Origin of the sequence: Roseateles agri, from assembly GCF_034043675.1 — a bacterium.
In the GTDB taxonomy this organism is placed as follows: domain Bacteria; phylum Pseudomonadota; class Gammaproteobacteria; order Burkholderiales; family Burkholderiaceae_C; genus KK5.
In genome coordinates this window covers 242,394-260,624 of sequence record NZ_JAXCLA010000004.1, presented here as the reverse complement: position 1 = coordinate 260,624, position 18,231 = coordinate 242,394, and the positions used below count along the sequence as shown (strand labels likewise).

Annotated in this window: 16 protein-coding genes; 7 read left to right on the top strand and 9 right to left on the bottom strand. The window is 68.7% G+C overall.

Annotated elements, in window-relative coordinates:
- Nucleotides 1–8: 8 nt before the first annotated feature.
- Both SNE35_RS13155 and SNE35_RS13150 read right to left on the bottom strand, forming a co-directional pair.
- Nucleotides 9–1,199 (bottom strand): MFS transporter, encoded by a 1,191-nt coding sequence (locus tag SNE35_RS13155; RefSeq protein ID WP_320423367.1) that lies wholly within the window; start codon nucleotides 1,197–1,199, stop codon nucleotides 9–11.
- Nucleotides 1,200–1,289: 90 nt separating this feature from the next.
- Entirely contained in the window at nucleotides 1,290–1,493 is a 204-nt protein-coding gene (locus tag SNE35_RS13150; protein WP_320423366.1) for a heavy-metal-associated domain-containing protein, read from the bottom strand.
- Between the two features lie 80 nt (nucleotides 1,494–1,573).
- Here SNE35_RS13150 and SNE35_RS13145 point away from each other — a divergent pair, with 80 nt between their 5' ends.
- The 4 genes from SNE35_RS13145 to SNE35_RS13130 all read left to right on the top strand — a co-directional run bounded on the left by SNE35_RS13145 (nucleotide 1,574) and on the right by SNE35_RS13130 (nucleotide 5,301).
- Nucleotides 1,574–3,742: a heavy metal translocating P-type ATPase gene (locus tag SNE35_RS13145; RefSeq protein ID WP_320423365.1), complete on the top strand. Its 2,169-nt coding sequence runs from the start codon at nucleotides 1,574–1,576 to the stop codon at nucleotides 3,740–3,742.
- Nucleotides 3,739–4,131, top strand: a complete 393-nt coding sequence (gene cueR / locus SNE35_RS13140; protein ID WP_320423364.1) for a Cu(I)-responsive transcriptional regulator — start codon at nucleotides 3,739–3,741, stop codon at nucleotides 4,129–4,131. Before SNE35_RS13145 ends, cueR begins: the two co-directional genes overlap by 4 nt.
- A 63-nt stretch (nucleotides 4,132–4,194) precedes the next feature.
- On the top strand, nucleotides 4,195–4,671 hold the full coding sequence (locus SNE35_RS13135) for a hypothetical protein (protein WP_320423363.1): 477 nt from the start codon (nucleotides 4,195–4,197) through the stop codon (nucleotides 4,669–4,671).
- Between the two features lie 42 nt (nucleotides 4,672–4,713).
- Nucleotides 4,714–5,301, top strand: coding sequence for a cold shock and DUF1294 domain-containing protein (locus SNE35_RS13130; protein WP_320423362.1), 588 nt, complete (start codon nucleotides 4,714–4,716; stop codon nucleotides 5,299–5,301).
- Between the two features lie 10 nt (nucleotides 5,302–5,311).
- On the opposite strand, the gene SNE35_RS13125 is transcribed toward SNE35_RS13130, so the two are convergent.
- Together SNE35_RS13125 and SNE35_RS13120 are read right to left on the bottom strand one after the other, a co-directional pair.
- Nucleotides 5,312–6,277, bottom strand: coding sequence for an AraC family transcriptional regulator (locus tag SNE35_RS13125; protein WP_320423361.1), 966 nt, complete (start codon nucleotides 6,275–6,277; stop codon nucleotides 5,312–5,314).
- A 208-nt stretch (nucleotides 6,278–6,485) separates the two neighbouring features.
- Nucleotides 6,486–7,130, bottom strand: a complete 645-nt coding sequence (locus SNE35_RS13120) for a TetR/AcrR family transcriptional regulator (protein ID WP_320423360.1) — start codon at nucleotides 7,128–7,130, stop codon at nucleotides 6,486–6,488.
- 265 nt (nucleotides 7,131–7,395) lie between these two features.
- On the opposite strand from SNE35_RS13120, the gene SNE35_RS13115 reads away from it, so the two are divergent.
- Genes SNE35_RS13115 through SNE35_RS13105 form a run of 3 tightly spaced genes read left to right on the top strand, consistent with a single transcriptional unit; the run spans nucleotide 7,396 to nucleotide 13,261 of the window.
- Nucleotides 7,396–8,601: an efflux RND transporter periplasmic adaptor subunit gene (locus SNE35_RS13115; RefSeq protein ID WP_320423359.1), complete on the top strand. Its 1,206-nt coding sequence runs from the start codon at nucleotides 7,396–7,398 to the stop codon at nucleotides 8,599–8,601.
- A 12-nt stretch (nucleotides 8,602–8,613) separates the two neighbouring features.
- Nucleotides 8,614–11,862: an efflux RND transporter permease subunit gene (locus SNE35_RS13110; RefSeq protein ID WP_320423358.1), complete on the top strand. Its 3,249-nt coding sequence runs from the start codon at nucleotides 8,614–8,616 to the stop codon at nucleotides 11,860–11,862.
- 22 nt (nucleotides 11,863–11,884) lie between these two features.
- The gene (locus SNE35_RS13105) at nucleotides 11,885–13,261 is read left to right on the top strand and encodes an efflux transporter outer membrane subunit (protein WP_320423357.1); all 1,377 of its coding nucleotides are present in this window, start codon (nucleotides 11,885–11,887) and stop codon (nucleotides 13,259–13,261) included.
- Between the two features lie 9 nt (nucleotides 13,262–13,270).
- On the opposite strand, the gene SNE35_RS13100 is transcribed toward SNE35_RS13105, so the two are convergent.
- The 5 genes from SNE35_RS13100 to SNE35_RS13080 form a co-directional block, all read right to left on the bottom strand.
- Nucleotides 13,271–14,101: a DODA-type extradiol aromatic ring-opening family dioxygenase gene (locus SNE35_RS13100; protein ID WP_320423356.1), complete on the bottom strand. Its 831-nt coding sequence runs from the start codon at nucleotides 14,099–14,101 to the stop codon at nucleotides 13,271–13,273.
- Nucleotides 14,102–14,219: 118 nt separating this feature from the next.
- Entirely contained in the window at nucleotides 14,220–14,618 is a 399-nt protein-coding gene (locus SNE35_RS13095) for a hypothetical protein (protein WP_320423355.1), read from the bottom strand.
- Between the two features lie 129 nt (nucleotides 14,619–14,747).
- The gene (gene eutC, locus SNE35_RS13090; RefSeq protein WP_320423354.1) at nucleotides 14,748–15,467 is read right to left on the bottom strand and encodes an ethanolamine ammonia-lyase subunit EutC; all 720 of its coding nucleotides are present in this window, start codon (nucleotides 15,465–15,467) and stop codon (nucleotides 14,748–14,750) included.
- On the bottom strand, nucleotides 15,464–16,840 hold the full coding sequence (locus SNE35_RS13085; RefSeq protein WP_320423353.1) for an ethanolamine ammonia-lyase subunit EutB: 1,377 nt from the start codon (nucleotides 16,838–16,840) through the stop codon (nucleotides 15,464–15,466). Before SNE35_RS13085 ends, eutC begins: the two co-directional genes overlap by 4 nt.
- The gene (locus SNE35_RS13080) at nucleotides 16,841–18,229 is read right to left on the bottom strand and encodes an FAD-containing oxidoreductase (protein WP_320423352.1); all 1,389 of its coding nucleotides are present in this window, start codon (nucleotides 18,227–18,229) and stop codon (nucleotides 16,841–16,843) included.
- Nucleotides 18,230–18,231: the final 2 nt, after the last annotated feature.

Below are 18,231 nucleotides of genomic sequence, written 5' to 3'. Positions count from 1 at the left end.
GGGCTTTTTTACGTCTTCACGCGCCAGTTCCACGCCGCACCGCCGGCCATCAGCAGGCAGGTGCCCCAGAACACCGCGCGCATGCCGATGTGGCCGCCGACGAAGCCGCCCAGCAGCGGCCCGACGACCTGGCCCGTGTACTGCGCGGACGTCGACCAGCCGAGCATCTGGCCAGCCATGCCCTCCGGCACGCGGTGCCGGATCACGCTGGCGACGCAAGGCAGCAGCCCGCCCAGCGCCAGACCCATCAGGAAGCGAAGCGCGACCAGTTGCCAGCCGGCCGTGACCAGCGCCTGCGGCACCAGCAGCAATGCGGCAGCGGCCAGGCAGATGACGATCACGTTCCAGTGGCCGACCCGGTCCGCCAGCTTGCCCAGGCGCGAGGCCGAAAGGATGCTGCCCAGCGCGGCGGCCGACATGACGACGCCCGCCGTCATCGTCACCTGCGCCGGATCGGGCACCAACTGCGCCACGTAGACGGTGATGATCGGCTCGATCGACATGTTCGCCAGCATCAGCAGCATGCCGGTCAGGAGCATGGCGGTCAGCGGCCGCGTGTCCGGGATGGATGCCCAACCCACGGCTTCGCCCTTTGCCTTGGGCGCTGGCGGCCGATGGTCCTCGCGAATGAGCAGGGCGGTGGCGAGGAAGGCGACGAAGATCACCGCGCCCGCCGCGAAGAAGGTGGCGCGGATGCCGATCAGCGGCGGCATCACGCCGCCCAGCAGCGGGCCGACCAGGTTGCCCGCCATCACGGCCGAGGCCAGCGTGCCCAGCGCCCAGCCGGTGCGGTCCTTGGGCGTCTGCGTTGCGACCAGCACCGTCGAGCCCGAGGCGTAGCCGCCCAGCAGTCCCGCCAGCAGCCGCAGCGCCACCAATTGCCAGGCGCTCTGCGCCACGCCGATCAGCGCCATCGCCACCGACATGCCCAGGCTCGCCCGGATCAGCATCAGCTTGCGGCCGTAGCGGTCCGCCAGCCGCCCCCACAGTGGCGCGCACAGCGCGGCACTGAAGAAGGTGGCGCCGAAGGCTGCGCCCGACCATTGGACGATCGCCGCCGGATCCTTGACGCCCAGCTGCTCGACATAAAGCGGCAGAAAGGGCAGCAGCAAGGTCATCGCCACGATGGTCGTGAACGAACCGACCATGCAGACCGCGAGATTGCGCCGCCAGTAGGGGTTGTGGGTTGTCGTCGTCATGCCCGCATTCTGGGAGCGGGCAGGGCGGCCGAGCCTTGGGCGTTGGTGGAGGCTGGCATCGTCAAGCCAGCCTGGAACATCGGCGAAGGATCAGGCCGGGACCGGCGTGTAGCCCGCCTCGCGGATCGCGTCGCCCACAGCATCAGGTTGGGCGGCGGCGGTCTCGATCTGCACCCGCTTCGTGCCGAGGTCCACGGCGACCTGGGCGGCCGGGTCGAGCGCCTTCACGGCTTCGGTGATCGCGCGCACGCAGTGGCCACAGCTCATGTCCTGGATTTCAAAGGCGATCGTCATGATGGTTTCCGGAGGTTCGAAAGAAGAAGGGATGACCTCATTGTGGACCTTGCCATGATGTCAAGGTTGACAATGAGGCCATGACAATCGAACTGCAGATCGAAGGCATGACCTGCGCCGCTTGCGCCGGCCGTGTCGAGAAAGCCTTGCGCAAGGTGCCCGGCGTCAGCGAGGCAGCGGTGAACCTCGCGACCGAGCGAGCGAGCATCGAGGCGCCACCGGGCGTGGCCGTCGGCACCTTGATCGGCGCCGTCGAGAAGGCGGGCTATCAGGCGAGCGAGCCGCAGGCGGAGCGGCTGCCGCCCCGCCTGCCCTCGGGCTGGCCCGTGCTGGCGGGTGCGCTGCTCAGCGCGCCCTTGTTGTTGCCGATGCTGGCCGAGCTTTTCGGGCGGATGTGGATGCTGCCCGGCGGGCTGCAGTGGCTGCTCGCCACGCCGGTGCAGTTCTGGCTCGGCGCGCGTTTTTACAGGGCGGGCTGGGCGGCGTTGAAGGCGCGCAGCGGCAATATGGACCTGCTGGTGGCGCTGGGCACCTCGGCGGCCTACGGGCTCTCGGTCTATGAGCTGCTGGTGCGCGGCGCCGATCACAAGCTCTATTTCGAGGCCTCGTCTGTCGTCATCACGCTGGTGCTGCTGGGCAAGTGGCTGGAGGCGCGCGCCAAGCGCCAGGCCGGCGATGCGATCCGCGCGCTGAATGCCTTGCGGCCCAGCACGGCACGGGTGCGTCGCGAGGATGGCAGCGAGCAGGATGTCCCGCTGGCCCAGTTGCGGTTGGGTGATCGGATCGTTGTCCGCCCGGGCGACCGGATCGCCGTCGACGGCGAGATCGTCGAAGGCGCCAGCCATGTCGATGAGTCGCTGATCACCGGCGAGAGCCTGCCGGTGGCGAAGGCGGTCGGCGAACGGGTGATCGGCGGAGCGCTGAACGCCGAGGGGCTGCTGGTCGTTCGCGCGACCGCGCTCGGCGCGCTAAGCTCGCTGGAGCGGATCATCCGGCTGGTCGAGTCCGCGCAGGCCGGCAAGGCGCCGATCCAGCGCTTGGTCGACCAGGTCAGTGCAGTCTTTGTGCCTGTCGTCCTGGTGATCGCGTTGCTGACCTTCGCCGCCTGGATGCTCGCCCGCAGCCCACTGGAGACGGCGCTGGTCAACGCGGTGGCGGTGCTGGTGATCGCCTGCCCCTGCGCGCTGGGCCTGGCGACGCCGGCGGCGCTGCTGGCTGGCACCGGCGTCGCCGCCCGCCGCGGCATCCTGATCCGCGACGCCGAAGCGCTGGAGATCGCGCACGGCCTGAAGCTCATCGCTTTCGACAAGACCGGCACGCTGACCGAAGGGCGGCCGACGCTGCAAGCCCTGGTTCCCGCGGCCGGTGTCGAGCGCCTCGCGCTGTTGGCCGATGCGGCCGCCCTGCAGCAGCACAGCAGCCATCCGCTCGCGCTGGCGCTGCTTGCCCAGGCTCGGGTCGAATCGCTGGTCATCCCGTCGGCGCAGGAGACCAGGGCCTTGCCGGGTCGAGGCGTCGAGGCGCGGGTCGATGGTCGGCGGCTCGCCCTGGGCAGCACGCGACTGCTGGAAGAGGCGTCCATCGAGCCGGATCCGGCGCTGTCCGCCGAAGCCCGTCGTCTGGAGGGCGAGGGCATGACCATTTCCTGGCTGCTGCGCGAAGGTTCGGCGGTTCTCGGCCTGCTGGCCTTTGGCGACACCCTCAAGCCCTCGGCCAAGCCGGCACTGGAGCAACTGCACGCGCTGGGCGTCCGCACGCTGATGCTGACTGGCGACAACGAGGGCGCCGCCCGCGCCGTGGCCGCGACGCTGGGCATCACGGAATGGCGAGCCCGGCTGCTGCCCGCCGACAAGGCCGCAGCGATCGGCAAGCTGCGCGAGGCCGGTGAACGGATCGGCTTCGTCGGCGACGGCCTGAACGACGGCCCGGCGCTGGCGGCGGCATCCTGCGGTATCGCAATGGCCGGCGGCGCCGACGTGGCGACCGAGGCGGCCGGCATCAGCCTGATGCGCGGCGACCTGCAACTGGTGGCCGAGGCGATCGAGATCTCCCGCCGGACGACGGCCAAGATCCGCCAGAACCTCGTCTGGGCCTTCGCGTACAACGTACTGGGCATCCCGCTGGCCGCCTTCGGCCTGCTGAGCCCGGTGGTGGCCGGCGCGGCGATGGCGTTCAGCAGCGTCAGCGTCGTGGCCAATGCGCTGCTGCTGAGGCGTTCGGTCGAAACGAGGACGAGGAGTGAGCGATGAACATTGGCGAGGCATCCCTGATGACCGGCGTTTCCGCCAAGATGATCCGGCACTACGAAGGCGTGGGCCTGTTTCCGGGGCCGGCGCGGACCGATTCGGGCTACCGGCAGTACGGCGAGCGGGAGCTGAGCACGCTGCGCTTCATCCGCCAGTCGCGCGAGCTGGGCTTCTCGATCGAGCAGATCCGCGACCTGCTGGCCCTCTGGCAGGACCGCGAACGCCCGAGCCGGCAGGTCAAGGCGCTGGCCGAGGCCCATATGGCCCGCCTGGACGCCAAGCTGCGCGAACTCCAGCAGATGAAGGCGACGCTGGCCCATCTGGTCGAGGGTTGCCACGGCGACGAGCGGCCCGATTGCCCGATCCTTGAGGGGCTCGCCAAAAATCTGTAAAAAAAGTGCTCAAGTCTGCAGGCGAGCTGACGAAAACACGATCAAGGAGAAGTCAAGGCCGCCATGTTCAGCGCCATCAGCACCTCGACGACGATCGCGATCACCCCGGTCACGCCCGTGAGCGCGCCTGCGCCCGCGGCGCCGGTGGTCGTGCCGTCGTCGTCTGTGGGTGATGCATCGATCGGCGGCGGCTTCGGGGGCGGCGACACGACCCAGTTCACGCCCTCCGGCGCCAATCCGGACGATCCGAACGCCGCGGCCGCCGCGCTGGCCACGACGACGGCAGGCAAGGCCGGCTCCGCCAAGGCGGCCATCGCCCGGATTCCCGTGACCCTGGACGCCCAGCTGATGCAGATCGAGAACAAGCTGGCCGATTGCGTCAACTGCCCGTCGGCAAAGACGCTCGCCGGCCAGTCGCAGATCGATGCGCTTTCCAGCCAGATCCGCCAGATCCGCCAGCGCATGCTGGGCGGCGAGGCTGATTCCGCCTACAGCGTCGTGTCGTCGCCGGTCGGCCTGAACCTCGACATCTGCGTCTGAAGCGCTGTGGCACAGTCCGGTCCCATGCGAGAGCAGGGACGATTGAGCCAATGGGACGAGGGCAAGGGCTACGGCTTCATCACGCCGGATGAGGGCGGGGCGAGGATCTTCGTCCACATCAAGGCCTTTGCGCTGAGCACCGGCCGGCCGCGGGCGGGTGAGGTCTTCAGCTATGAGCCGGGCACTGACCGGCAGGGCAAGCGCCGGGCGCTGGAGGTGCGGCGGGTCGCACCGGTGGTCGTTCCACCGAGCGCACCGGTCCGACCCAAGGGCAAGGGCAGTGCAACGCTCTGGCTGATCCCCGCCTTCGCGGCCTTCTACCTGGGGGTGGACATGCTGTGGCCAATGCGGCCGGCGGTCTGGGGCGCCTATTCGGCGATGAGCCTGGCGACCTTCATCGTCTACTGGGGCGACAAGCGCGCCGCGCGCCGCAATGCACAGCGGGTCTCCGAGCGCACGCTGCACCTGCTGGCACTGGCCTGCGGATGGCCCGGCGCTTTGGCCGCGCGGCAACTGCTGCGGCACAAGTCGAGCAAAGTGACGTTCACGCGGATCTTCTGGCTGACCGTCGCGCTGAACCTGCTCGGTTTCATCATGATCTTCACGCCGCTGCGGGGCTACCTCTACTAGCCCCTCTTCTTCAGCTCAGTCCGAGCTGCTCATCACGCAGTCGCCGGATGTCGCGCGCCGGCGGGTTGCCGAAGAAGCGTGCGTACTCGCGGTTGAACTGCGACTGGCTCTCGTAGCCCACGCGGTGGCCGGCCATGCCGGCGTCCAGGTGCTCGGCCAGCATCAGCCGGCGCGCCTCCTGCAGGCGCAACTGCTTCTGGAACTGCAGCGGGCTCATCGCCGTGACCGCCTTGAAGTGCGCGTGCAGCGAGGAAACGCTCATGTGCGCCTCGCGCGCCAGTTCCTCGACCACCAGCGCCTGGTCGAAGCGCTGGTGCAGCCGGCCGATCACGTGGCTGATGCGCTGGCTGTGGCTGTCGGTGATCGCCATCTGCGCAAGCTGCCAGCCTTGCGGCGCACGCAGCAGGCGGTAGAGGATCTCGCGCTTGCACAGCGGTGCCAGGGTCGGGATGTCCTCGGGCGTGTCCAGCAGCTTCATCAGACGCAGCACGGCGTCGAGCAGGGTGTCGGACAGCTCGCCGGTGAACATGCCGCGCTGGGCACGGCGGGCGGCGGGAGTGTCGTCCAGCCCGCGCAACTCCAGCACCAGCGAGGCGATGTCGCGGGCATCGAATTCAAGCTTCAGGCCAAGGTAGGGCACGTCCTGCGAGGCCGAAATCACGTGGCCGGCCACCGGCAGGTTCTGCGAGACGACCAGGTAGTGGCCGCTGTCGTAGATGAAGACTTCGTCGTTGAGCATCAGCCGCTTGCTGCCCTGGGCCAGGATGCACAGCGCGGGCTGGTGGAGGGCATGGCCCATCGGCGGCGCCTGGGTCAGGCGGGCCAGGCTGAATTGCGGAATGGCCGTGCCGCAGATGCCGTCGACCCCGCCGCTGTGGCGCTCGATCTGCGCGGCCAGTTCGGCGCGCATCACGGTGATCTGCATCTGCTCGGCCGAACGATCACCGGGTTCGGGGCGCTTGAAGGCGGTCAGCATGGGCGTCACCTTAGCGGCAGGCGGCCGCAATTGCAGCATTCGCGCAGCGGCGCCGGAGGAATGTGCAAACAGTCGAGAGAATCGCGCAACGCATTCCGCCGCGCCTGAAAGCTCTGTCGAGAATCAGGCAAAGACGGGCGACGATCGCTCTAACGCCCGATGCGCATCGACACCTACAGTAGCGTCAATGGAGCAGCGAGCATTTCGGTCAGTTGTTCTTCGGTACTTCGCCCGGCCAGGCACGCATCGCCGCCTCGGCCACGCCGATCAAGGTTTCGCGGGTGGCGCCATCGGTGGCTTGCAGGGCCATGCCGCGGTAGACGGTGGCGTAGAAATTGGCAAGCGCGGCAGCGTCGGTGGCCGCCGGCAGCTCATCGCGGCTGATGCCGCATTCGATACGGCAACGGATGCCGGTCATGCCGGCCTCGCGGCGCTTGGCCAGTGCGGCCTGGATGTGGGCGGAGGCCTCGGTGCAGTTGGTGGCGGCCATCGCGATCATGCAACCGCGGGGGTGGCAGTCGCGGGTGTGTTCCTCGGCTGCTTCGAGCAGCAGGCGGCGGATGGCCGCGTAGGCGGTGGGTTCTTCTTCGAGAGCGAGCGGGAAACCAGCGGCCGGGCCGTTGGCGTAGCGCTCGATGGCGGCGAGGAACAGGCGTTCCTTGTCACCGAAGGCGGTGTAGAGGCTCGGTGCGGTGATGCCCATCGCGCTCGTCAGCTCGGCGATCGAGGCGGCCTCGTAGCCGCGCTGCCAGAAGACGTGCATGGCCTGCTCAAGCGCCTTGTCTCGGTCGAAGGACAGTGGCCGGCCACGCGCTCTGGCGGGCTTGAAGGCCTCGGCCTGATCTATTTTCATAATGGTCGATAATAAATGTCTTGACGACGTCACGCAAGCCCACTACATTCGCATTCCGTAACGGTCATTACGAAAAAATGAGGAGTTCGATATGGCCCCGTCTGTCTCGTTGTCGAAGTATCGCCGCTGTCGGCGCTGACGCCGTGTAGGCGCTAGCCGCGCCGCACCGCCTTTTCCTTCTTACCGCTTCTTCCTGCCTTGCCGTTCGCGGCCTGGGTTGAGCCGCGCTTTTGTCTTCAGAAATCCAACCGGGAGTTCCTACATCATGTCGCACACGATCACTCCGCAAACGAGCCGCCGCCTTTGGGTCGCCGGCACCGCACTGACGGCAGCCATGGCCGCTGCCGGCTATGCGCTCTTCGCCACCGAGCCGGCCGAGGCTGGTCCGCCCGCCACGCCGCCGGCTACGCCGGTTTCCGTCGCCACCGTGCAGTCCAGCGACGTGCAGACCTGGGAGGAGTTCTCCGGCCGGCTGGAAGCGGTCGAACGCGTGGAACTGCGTCCGCGCGTGCCGGGCACCGTGCAGGGCGTGCACTTCCGTGAAGGCGCGTTGGTCAAGCAGGGCGACCTGCTGATCAGCCTGGATCCCGCGCCCTACCAGGCCGAGGTGGACCGAGCCGAAGCGCAGGTTGCCGCCGCCAAGGCGCGCGCTGCCTACACCGGCAGCGACGTCGCCCGCGCCCAGCGCCTGATGAACGAGCAGGCGATCGCCCAGCGCGAGTTCGACGAGCGCAGCAACGCCCAGCGCGAGGCCGATGCCAACCTGCGTGCCGCGCAAGCAAGCCTGCAGGCCGCCAAGTTGAACCTGAGCTACACGCAGCTGCGCGCACCGGTCTCCGGCCGCGCCGGCAAGCTGGAGATCACCGTCGGCAACCAGGTGGCCGCCGGTCCCACGGCGCCGCTGCTGACGACGCTGGTCTCGGTCAGCCCGATCTACGCCAGCTTCGATGCCGACGAGCAGGTCGTCGCCCGAGCGCTGGCCGAGCGCAGCAAGCTGGACCGCGTGCCGGTGCAGATGGGCACCTTGGGCCAGGACGGCACGCCGCTGGAAGGCCGGCTGCAGCTGATCGACAACCAAGTCAACGCCAAGAGCGGCACGGTGCGCGTGCGCGCGGTGTTCGACAACAAGGACGGCTCGCTGATGCCCGGCCAGTTCGCCCGCCTGCGCATGGGCGAGGTGAACAAGCACGCCGCGCTGCTGATCAACGAGCGCGCGGTCGGCACCGACCAGAGCAAGCGCTTCGTGATGGTCGTCGGCAACGACAACCACGCCGAGTACCGCGAGGTGAAGCTGGGTGCCTCGGTGAACGGCCTGCGCGTCGTCACCGCGGGCCTGAAGCCGTCCGAGCGCATCGTCGTGAACGGCCTGCAGCGTGTGCAGCCCGGTGCCTTGCTGGCACCGAGCTCGGTCGCGATGGACGCCAAGCCTGAAGTCCAGGCCGCCAAGGCCAAGGCGGACGACAAGATCTAAAGAGAGATCGCCATGAATCTATCCAAATTCTTCATCGACCGCCCGATCTTCGCCGGCGTGATCTCGGTGCTGATGGTGCTGGCCGGCCTGATCGCCGTGCAGGGCCTGCCCATTTCGGAGTACCCCGAGGTCGTGCCGCCGTCGGTGGTCGTTCGCGCCAACTACCCTGGCGCCAATCCGAAGGTGATCGCCGAGACGGTGGCCACGCCGCTCGAGGAGTCGCTCAACGGCGTCGAAGGCATGCTCTACATGAGCAGCCAGGCGACCACCGACGGCCTGATGACCCTGACCGTCACCTTCAAGCTCGGCACCGACCCCGACAAGGCGCAGCAGCTCGTGCAGAACCGCGTCTCGCAAGCCGAGCCGCGCCTGCCGGAGGAGGTGAGAACCCTCGGCGTCACGACGATCAAGAGCTCGCCCGACCTGACCATGGTCGTGCACTTGCTCTCGCCGAACGGTCGCTACGACATGACCTACCTACGCAACTACGCGGTGCTCAACGTCAAGGACCGTCTCGCGCGGCTCCAGGGCGTGGGCGACGTGCAGCTGTTCGGCTCGGGCGACTATGCGATGCGCATCTGGCTGGACCCGCAAAAGGTGGCGCAGCACGGCCTCTCGGCCGATGACGTGGTCAACGCGATCCGCAGCCAGAACATTCAGGCCGCGGCCGGTGTCGTCGGCGCTTCGCCGGGCCTGCAAGGTGTGGACCTGCAACTGTCCGTCAACGCGCAAGGCCGCCTGACGACCGAGGAAGAGTTCGCCGACATCATCGTCAAGACCGATGCCGGCGGTGCCGTCACGCGCCTGGGCGACCTGGGCCGCATCGAGCTGGGTGCTTCTGGCTATGCGCTGCGTTCGCTGCTGGACAACAAGGACGCCGTCGCCGTGCCGATCTTCGCCGCGCCGGGCTCCAACGCGATCCAGATCTCCGACCAGGTTCGCGCCACGATGGCCGAGCTGAAGGCCGGCATGCCCGAGGGCGTGGACTACAGCATCGTGTACGACCCGACGCAGTTCGTGCGTGCCTCGATCGAATCGGTCATCCACACGCTGCTGGAAGCCATCGCGCTGGTCGTCGTCGTCGTGATCCTGTTCCTGCAGACCTGGCGCGCGTCGATCATCCCGCTGCTGGCCGTGCCGGTGTCGGTGGTCGGCACCTTCGCGGTGATGCACCTGTTCGGCTTCTCGATCAACGCGCTGAGCCTGTTCGGCCTGGTGCTGGCGATCGGTATCGTCGTGGACGATGCGATCGTGGTGGTCGAGAACGTCGAGCGCAACATCGAAGCGGGCCTGACGCCGCGTGAAGCCACCTACCGTGCGATGCGCGAAGTGTCCGGCCCGATCATCGCGATCGCGCTGGTGCTCGTCGCCGTGTTCGTGCCGTTGGCCTTTATCACCGGCCTGACGGGCCAGTTCTATCGCCAGTTCGCGCTGACGATCGCGATGTCCACGGTGATCTCCGCCGTCAACTCGCTGACCCTGTCGCCCGCGCTCGCCGCGCTGCTGCTGAAGGGCCATGACGCACCCAAGGACGCGCTGACGCGTGGCATGGACTTGGTGCTCGGCCGCTTCTTCGCCGGCTTCAACCGCGTGTTCAAGCGCGGCTCCGAGGCCTATGGCGGCGGCGTGCAGGGCGCGATCCGTCGCAAGACGCCGATGCTGGTGCTCTATGCCGGCCTGATCGTGCTGACCTTCGGCCTCTTCAAGGCCGTGCCCGGCGGCTTCGTGCCCGCGCAGGACAAGCAGTACCTGATCGGCTTCGCGCAGCTGCCTGACGGCGCTACCTTGGATCGCACCGAGGACGTGATCCGCCGCATGACCGACATCACGACGAAGACGCCGGGCGTGGAGCACGCCATCGCCTTCCCGGGCCTGTCGATCAACGGCTTCACCAACAGCTCCAACTCCGGCATCGTCTTCGTGGCGCTGAAGGACTTCGACAAGCGCACGGGCAAGGGCTTGTCCGCGGGCGAGATCGCCGGTTCGCTGAACCAGCAGTACGGCGCGATCCAGGATGCCTTCATCGTCATGTTCCCGCCCCCGCCGGTGCAGGGCCTCGGCACGACCGGTGGCTTCAAGCTGCAGTTGGAAGACCGCGGCGGCCTCGGCTACGAGGCGCTGGACCAGGCCGTGAAAGCCTTCATGGCCAAGGCCTACAAGACGCCGGAACTGGCGGGCATGTTCAGCAGCTACCAGGTCAACACGCCGCAGCTGTACGCCGACATCGACCGCACCAAGGCGCGCCAACTGGGCGTGGCGGTGACCGACGTGTTCGACACGATGCAGATCTACCTCGGCAGCCTGTACGTGAACGACTTCAACAAGTTCGGCCGCACGTACTCCGTGCGCGTCCAGGCCGATGCGCCGTTCCGCGCCCGTGCCGAGGACATCGGCCAGCTGAAGGTGCGCTCGGCCTCGGGCGAGATGGTGCCGCTGTCCGCGCTGATGACGGTGCAGAACTCGGTCGGCCCGGAACGCGCGATGCGCTACAACGGCTTCCTGTCCGCCGACATCAACGGCGGCCCGGCCCCGGGCTTCAGCTCGGGCCAGGCGCAGGACGCGATCAAGCGCATCGCCGCGGAGACGCTGCCCAAGGGCATCAGCTACGAGTGGACCGAGCTGACCTACCAGGAGATCCTGGCCGGCAATTCCGCGCTGTGGGTCTTCCCGCTGGCGATCCTGCTGGTGTTCCTGGTGCTGGCCGCGCAGTACGAGAGCCTGACTCTGCCGCTGGCGATCCTGCTGATCGTGCCGATGGGTCTGATGGCGGCGATGGCCGGCGTGTGGCTCACCAAGGGTGACAACAACGTCTTCACCCAGATCGGGCTGATGGTGCTGGTGGGACTCTCGGCGAAGAACGCGATCCTGATCGTCGAGTTCGCCCGTGAGCTGGAGTTCGCCGGCCGCAAGCCGCTGGAGGCCGCGATCGAGGCCGCCCGCCTGCGCCTGCGTCCGATCCTGATGACCTCGATGGCTTTCATCATGGGCGTGATCCCGCTGGTGGTGTCGCACGGTGCCGGCTCGGAGATGCGTGCCGCGATGGGCGTGGCCGTGTTCGCCGGGATGATCGGCGTGACCGCCTTCGGCCTGTTCCTGACGCCGGTGTTCTACGTGCTGCTGCGCGCGCTGACCGGCAACCGGGCGCTGAAGCTGCATGGCGCGGAGCCGCACGTCGAGGCCTTTGCCGGTGCCGATGCGCTGCACGGCGCCGGTGGAGATGCCCGCCCGCTGCCCGCGGCACCGCGTCACAACCACGAATGATTCAAGAAGGAGTCAACAAATCATGAAGCTCCATGCATTGATCCCCCTGGCCGCGGCACTCGTGCTGGCCGGCTGCGCCAACATCGCGGTGCCCGAGCCGCATCCGATGCCCGCCGTGCCCGCCGCCTTCAAGGGCCCGCAGACCGAAAGCCCGGCCGCCGTTTCGCGCACGCAGTGGTGGAAGGCCTTCGCCGATCCGCAGCTCGACGCGCTGACCGAGCAGGCGCTGGAACACAACACCAGCATCCAGCAGGCCGGCGCCCGCCTGGCCGAGGCTCGCGCACTGCTCCACAACACCGATGCGGCTCGCATGCCGCAGCTGGGCATCAGCGCCGCCTCGGGCCGCCAGGGCGGCGACTACTACCGCTCGCAGGCCCTGGCCGGCACCTTGCACCAGCTGCGCCTGGACGCGTCCTATGAGGTCGACGTGGTCGGCCGCTTGAGCGGCGCCACCAACGCCGCAGCGCTGGATGCCCAGGCCCGCGAGGCCTTGCTGCAGTCGACCCGGCTGCTGGTGCAATCCGACGTGGCGCAGAGCTACTTCGAGTTGCGCGCGCTGGATGCCGAACGCGCGCTGATGCAGGAAACCGTGGCCGCCTACCAGGACACGCTGAAGCTGACCGAGCGCCGCTACGCCGCCGGCGACATCGCCGAGCTGGACCTGGCGCGTCTGCGCACCGAGGTCGCAACTACGCAATCGCAGTCACTGGAACTGGACCGCCGCCGCGCGGTGCTGGAACACGTGCTGGCGCTGCTGGTCGGTGACTTCCCGAGCGGCCTCAGCGTCGCCGAGGGCCGCTGGAGCGAAACGCTGCCGTCCGTGCCCGCCGGCGTACCCAGCCAGATGCTGGAACGTCGGCCCGACGTGGCCGCCGCGCAGGCGAGCCTGAAGGCCGCGCAGGCGCGCCTCGGCGTCGCACAGAAGGCTTGGTTCCCGACCTTGTCGTTGACCGCCGCCGGCGGCGGTGCCACTCCGGAACTGTCCGACCTGTTCAAGACCTCGGCGGGCCTCTGGGGCATCAACGCGCTGCTGAACCTGCCGCTGCTCGACGGCGGTCGCCGCGAGGCGGGCGTGCAGGGCGCGGCGGCGCAGCTGGATGGCGCCGCCGCGGCCTACCGCGAGCAGGTGCTGGGCGCGTTCAAGGAGGTGGAGGACCAGTTGTCCTCGCTGCGCCTGCTGGACGAGCAGGCCAAGGTGCAGGCGCAGGCGGTGGCCTCGGCCGAGCGAGCGCTGGCCCTGTCCGACTCGCGCTATCGCAACGGCCTGGTGAGTCAGCTGGAGCTGCTCGACGCGCGCCGCAGCGAGCTGGCCCTGCGCCGGCAGGCGTTGCAGGTCCGCTCGGCCCAGTACCAGTCGACGATCGCGCTGATCAAGGCGTTGGGCGGCGGCTGGGCCTGAATCCCGGGATCAGGCTGGTAGCGCTCCGAACCGGAAGCTCGATGCCGTCACGCCGCCCATGAAATCGGGCTCGTGATAGATGCAGGTGGCGGCTTCCGATTCGGCAGCGCCCACGGCGACCATCAGCGGGATCAGGTGATCCTCGCGGGGATGGGCCTGGCGGGCGGCCGGCGCGTCGCTCCAGTGGCGCAGCAGTTCGCTGCGTTCGGCGGGCGAGGCCTTTAGCAGCGCATCCTGCAGCCAGGCATCGAACTGGCTCGATGCCGATTTCGCGCCGGGCCCGAAGGCGCGCAGGTTGTGATAGCTGAGGCCGCTGCCGACGATCAGCACGCCTTCGTCGCGCAGCGGCGCCAGGGCGCGGCCAAGCGCGAGATGCGTCTCGGGGTCGTAGTTCGACAGCATCGACAACTGCACCACCGGCACGTCCGCGTCCGGGTACATCGGGAACATCGTCGTGAACGCGCCGTGGTCGTAGCCGCGTTCGGCGTCGAGGCTGGCCGGCAGGCCGGCAGCGGCGATCAGGCCGCGCACACGCTCGGCCAGCGCCGGGTCGCCCGGGGCCGGGTAGACCACGCTGTAAGTGTGTGCCGGGAAGCCGCCGTAGTCGTACACCATCGGCGGCTTGGCCGAGGCCATCGCGGCAAAGCTGTCGCGCTCTTCCCAGTGGCCGGAGATCATCAGCACCGCCTTGGGCTTCACGCCCAGTTCCTGCGGGATCGCCTTCAGCGAGGCTTCGAGCTGCGTGAAGTGGGCGCGGAACGGGCCGTCCATGTACGGCCAGGGGCCGCCGCCGTGCGAGAGGAAGTAGGCGGGGAGACGGGAGGTGGTGTTCGTGCTCATGAATCACAGCTTAGGACGGCCGGCGCGCCTGAAAGACGCGTGGGCTTGAGCGCTGCGTTCAAAAGCTTGCAAGGGTCGGCGCGGCCGACCCTGCACTCAAATACCGCTCAGGCGCCGCTTACTTGCGGTTGAGCGTCATCGTCCGGCCATCCTTCAGCGTGCTCTGCACGGTCTTGGCGTCGATGATCTTCAGCGTGGCGGACTCGTTGATGCAGCCCTTCAGGACCGAGTCGCCCTTGATGTCGACCGTCAGTTCGCTGGCGCTCTGTGCGGTCACGACGACCGGGATGTCACGGTCCAGGCACTCGTCGCGGGTGACATAGCCGCCCGATTGACCCAGGCGCAGGATGCCGTGGGTGGCATCGGTGACGGTCATTTGGACCTGGACCGGCTCGCCCTTGGCGTTGTTGATCGTACCGGTCCATTTGCCCTTCAACGAAGGCGCATCCGCTGCATGGGCGGCGAGGGCGGCGAAGAGAACCAGGGTGGAGGCAAGGACTTTGGACGAAGTTCGCATTTGGTTGTCTCTCTCTTCTTGGCTGACGGGGTTGTAGTGGATGCACCGGGCCCGGACGGTCCTGCGCGCGGGCTCGTCGCCAGCCGATTCTGACACCGAGATGACGCCGCGGTGCGCCCTGCTGAGGCGTCAGGACAACAGTGCGCTGGCGCTGTCGTCCTTCAGCGCCACGCCGCTGAGCCCCCTGCGCAGCGACTGCTCGACCAGCCAGGCCAGGCGCCGCGCCGCATCGTCCGCGGGCAGGCCGGCCGGGCGGATATTGCTGACGCAGTTGCGCTCGGCATCGCTGCGGCCCGGCCGCGGCGCCCAGGTCAGGTAGGCGCCCAGGCTGTCCGGTGAACTGAGACCGGGCCGTTCGCCGATCAGCACCAGCACGAGTCGAGCACCGAGTTGCTCGCCGATCTCGTCGCCGAGCGCGACGCGGGCCTGCGTGGCGATGATCGGTGGCGCCAGGGTCAACGAGGGCAGGGTGGCGCGCAAGGCCTGTGCGACTTCAACGGCATGGGCCTGCACGGCGGCGGCCGAGAGGCCATCGGCCAGGATTAATGCGAGATCGACCTCGCCGGCAGGCAACGTGCAGGTCGGATCGAGCCGCCGACCCAGGTCCGGGCGGCGCAGGTACTCGGCCCGGCTGGTGGCGCGGCTGCGCACGATCAGCGGCGCGGGCCAGCCGGCTGCGCTCAATTCGCGCGTTAGCAGATCGACATCCAGCGGCGTATGCACCGCGTCCCGCGCCTGCGCATGAGCGGCAGCGAAGCGCAGCCACTCGGCCGTCGGCAAGCCGGCTTCGCCGCTGCGGCCCAACCCTATGCGGGCGGGAGTGAGGCCACGCAGGCGCTCCCAGATCACGGCAGCACCTGCTGCTGGAACTCCAGCGCGAAGCGCTGCGCACCGGGCAGGAGCCGGCCCGCGGTGTCGGCGATGCCCACGCGCTGCAGCCAGTCCTCGAATTCCGGCGCGCGCCGCAGGCCCAGTACCTGGCGCACGAAGAGCTGGTCGTGGAACGAGGTGCTCTGATAGTTCAGCATCACGTCGTCCGCACCGGGCACGCCCATCATGAAGTTCAGGCCCGCCGCGCCGAGCAGCACGACGAGGTTGTCCATGTCGTCCTGGTCGGCCTCGGCATGGTTCGTGTAGCAGATGTCGCAGCCCATCGGCAGGCCCAGCAGCTTGCCGCAGAAGTGGTCCTCCAGCCCGGCGCGGGTGATCTGCTTGCCGTCGTACAGGTACTCCGGCCCGATGAAGCCGACTACGGTGTTCACCAGCAGCGGCCGGTAGCGCCGCGCGACCGCGTAGGCGCGTGCCTCCAGCGTCTGCTGGTCCACGCCGTGATGCGCGTTGGCCGACAGGGCGCTGCCCTGGCCGGTCTCGAAATACATCAGGTGCTCGCCGCCACGGCCCAGCGACTGCACGGCCGCATGTGCCTCATCGAGCAGCGCGAGGCCCATGCCGAAGCCGCGGTTGGCAGCCTCGGTGCCGGCGATCGACTGGAACACCAGGTCCACCGGCGCGCCCAGCTCGATCGCCTGCAGTGTGTTCGTCACATGGGCCAGCACGCAGGACTGCGTGGGGATGTCGTGCCTTTGAATCAGTTCATCGAGCAGCGTCAGCAGCCGGCACAGCGCCGGCACGCTGTCGTTGGCCGGGTTGATGCCGATCACCGCGTCGCCGGCGCCCATCAGCAGGCCGTCGAGCAGGCTGGCGGCGATGCCGGCCGGCGCATCGGTCGGATGGTTGGGCTGCAGGCGAGTGGCGAGACGCCCCTGTAAGCCCAAGGTGGAGCGGAAGCGGGTCACGACGCGGCAGCGGCTGGCGACGAGGATCAGATCCTGGTTGCGCATCAGCTTGGAGACGGCGGCGACGATCTCGGGCGTCAGGCCCGGCGCGAGTGCGGCCAGCGCCTCGGGCGTGGCGGCGAGCAGCCAGTCGCGCAGGCCGCCGACGGTGAGGTGCGCGATCGGCGCGAAGGCGGCGGTATCGTGGCCGTCGACGATCAGCCGCGTGACCTCGTCCTCTTCGTAGGGAATCAGCGCTTCGTTCAGGAAGTGCTTCAGCGGCAGATCGGCCAGCGCCATGCAGGCGGCGACCCGCTCGGCCGCGCTGTCGGCGGCGATGCCGGCAAGCTGGTCACCGGAGCGGATCGGTGAGGCCTTGGCGAGTAGCTCGCGCAGGCCGTCGAAGGCATGAGTCTGCAGGCCGACGGCAGCGCGATGGATCGCCATTCAGCTTGCGCCGCCGATCACCGTCGGAATCAGCTCGGCGACGGTCGGATGAATGAGCACCGTGTGCGCGAGGCCGGTCGCCGTCTGCCGCGCCGCCATCGCGGCGAGCACGCTGTGCACCGCCTCGTCGCCGCCGACACCGAGGATCGCAGCGCCGAGCAACGCGTCGCTGTCCGCATCGATGACGACCTTCATCAGCCCCAGCGTCTCGCCTTTCTCGACCGCCCGGCCGACGCGGCTCATCGGCCGGCTTCCGACGCGCACCTTGTGCCCGGCCTTGCGCGCCTGCGCCTCGGTCATGCCGACGCGGCCCAGCGGCGGGTCGATGAAGAGGGCGTAGCAGTCGATCCGGTCGCTGACCCGCCGCGGCGCCTCGCCGAGCAGGTTCGCCGCGACGATCTCGAAGTCGTTCCAGGACGTGTGCGTGAACGCGCCGCGGCCATTGCAGTCGCCCAGCGCCCAGATGCCGGGGACGGCCGTGGCCAGCTCGTCGTTGACCGGGATGTAGCCGCGCTCGTCGAGCGTGATGCCGGCCTTCTCCAGCCGCAGGTCGTCGGTGTTCGGCCGGCGGCCGACGGCCAACAGCACGTCGCTGCCGATCACTTCCGGCGCGCCGTTCTCGCAGTTGACGCCGACCCCGATCTGCTCGCCGTGCGGCCTGAAGCTGATGCACTCCGCCGAGAGCCGGAAGGCGATGCCCTCGGCCTCCAGAATCGCCTGGATCGCGGCCGACACTTCCTCGTCTTCCCGGCCCAGCAGGCGCGGCGATTTCTCCACGACCGTGACTCGCGCGCCGAAGCGCCGCCAGATCTGCGCGAACTCCAGCCCGATATAGCTGCCGCCGACGATGACCAGGTGCTCCGGCACGCGGTCCAGTTCCAGCACCGAGACGTTGTCCAAGGTCTTCACCGCGGCTATGCCGGGCATGTCCGGCCGCAGCGCCCGGCCGCCTGCGTTGATGAAGATCTTCGGTGCCGTCAGCCGCAGCTCGCCTGACGCGGTGGCGACCGACAGCTCGGTCGGCGACTCGAAGCGCGCATGGCCCTGGATCACCGTGCAGCCCTTCATGCCGCGCAGCCACTTCTCGACATTGCCGCGCGCCGTCAGCGCCACCTTGTCCTTGCGCGCCTTCACCGCCGGCATGTCGATGCCGACCTCGCCGCCGATGCTGACGCCGAAGTCCGACGCGCGCCGCGCCAGGTGGGCCGCATAGGCGCTGGCGACCAGGGCCTTGGTCGGCATGCAGCCGGTGTTGACGCAGGTGCCGCCGAAATGCTTGCGCTCGATCACGGCCACCTTCATGCCGGCGGCACCGAGTTTTTCAGCCAGTGCGGAACCAGCCTGGCCGGCACCGATGATGATTGCGTCGAAGGCTTGGGCAGTGCTCATGC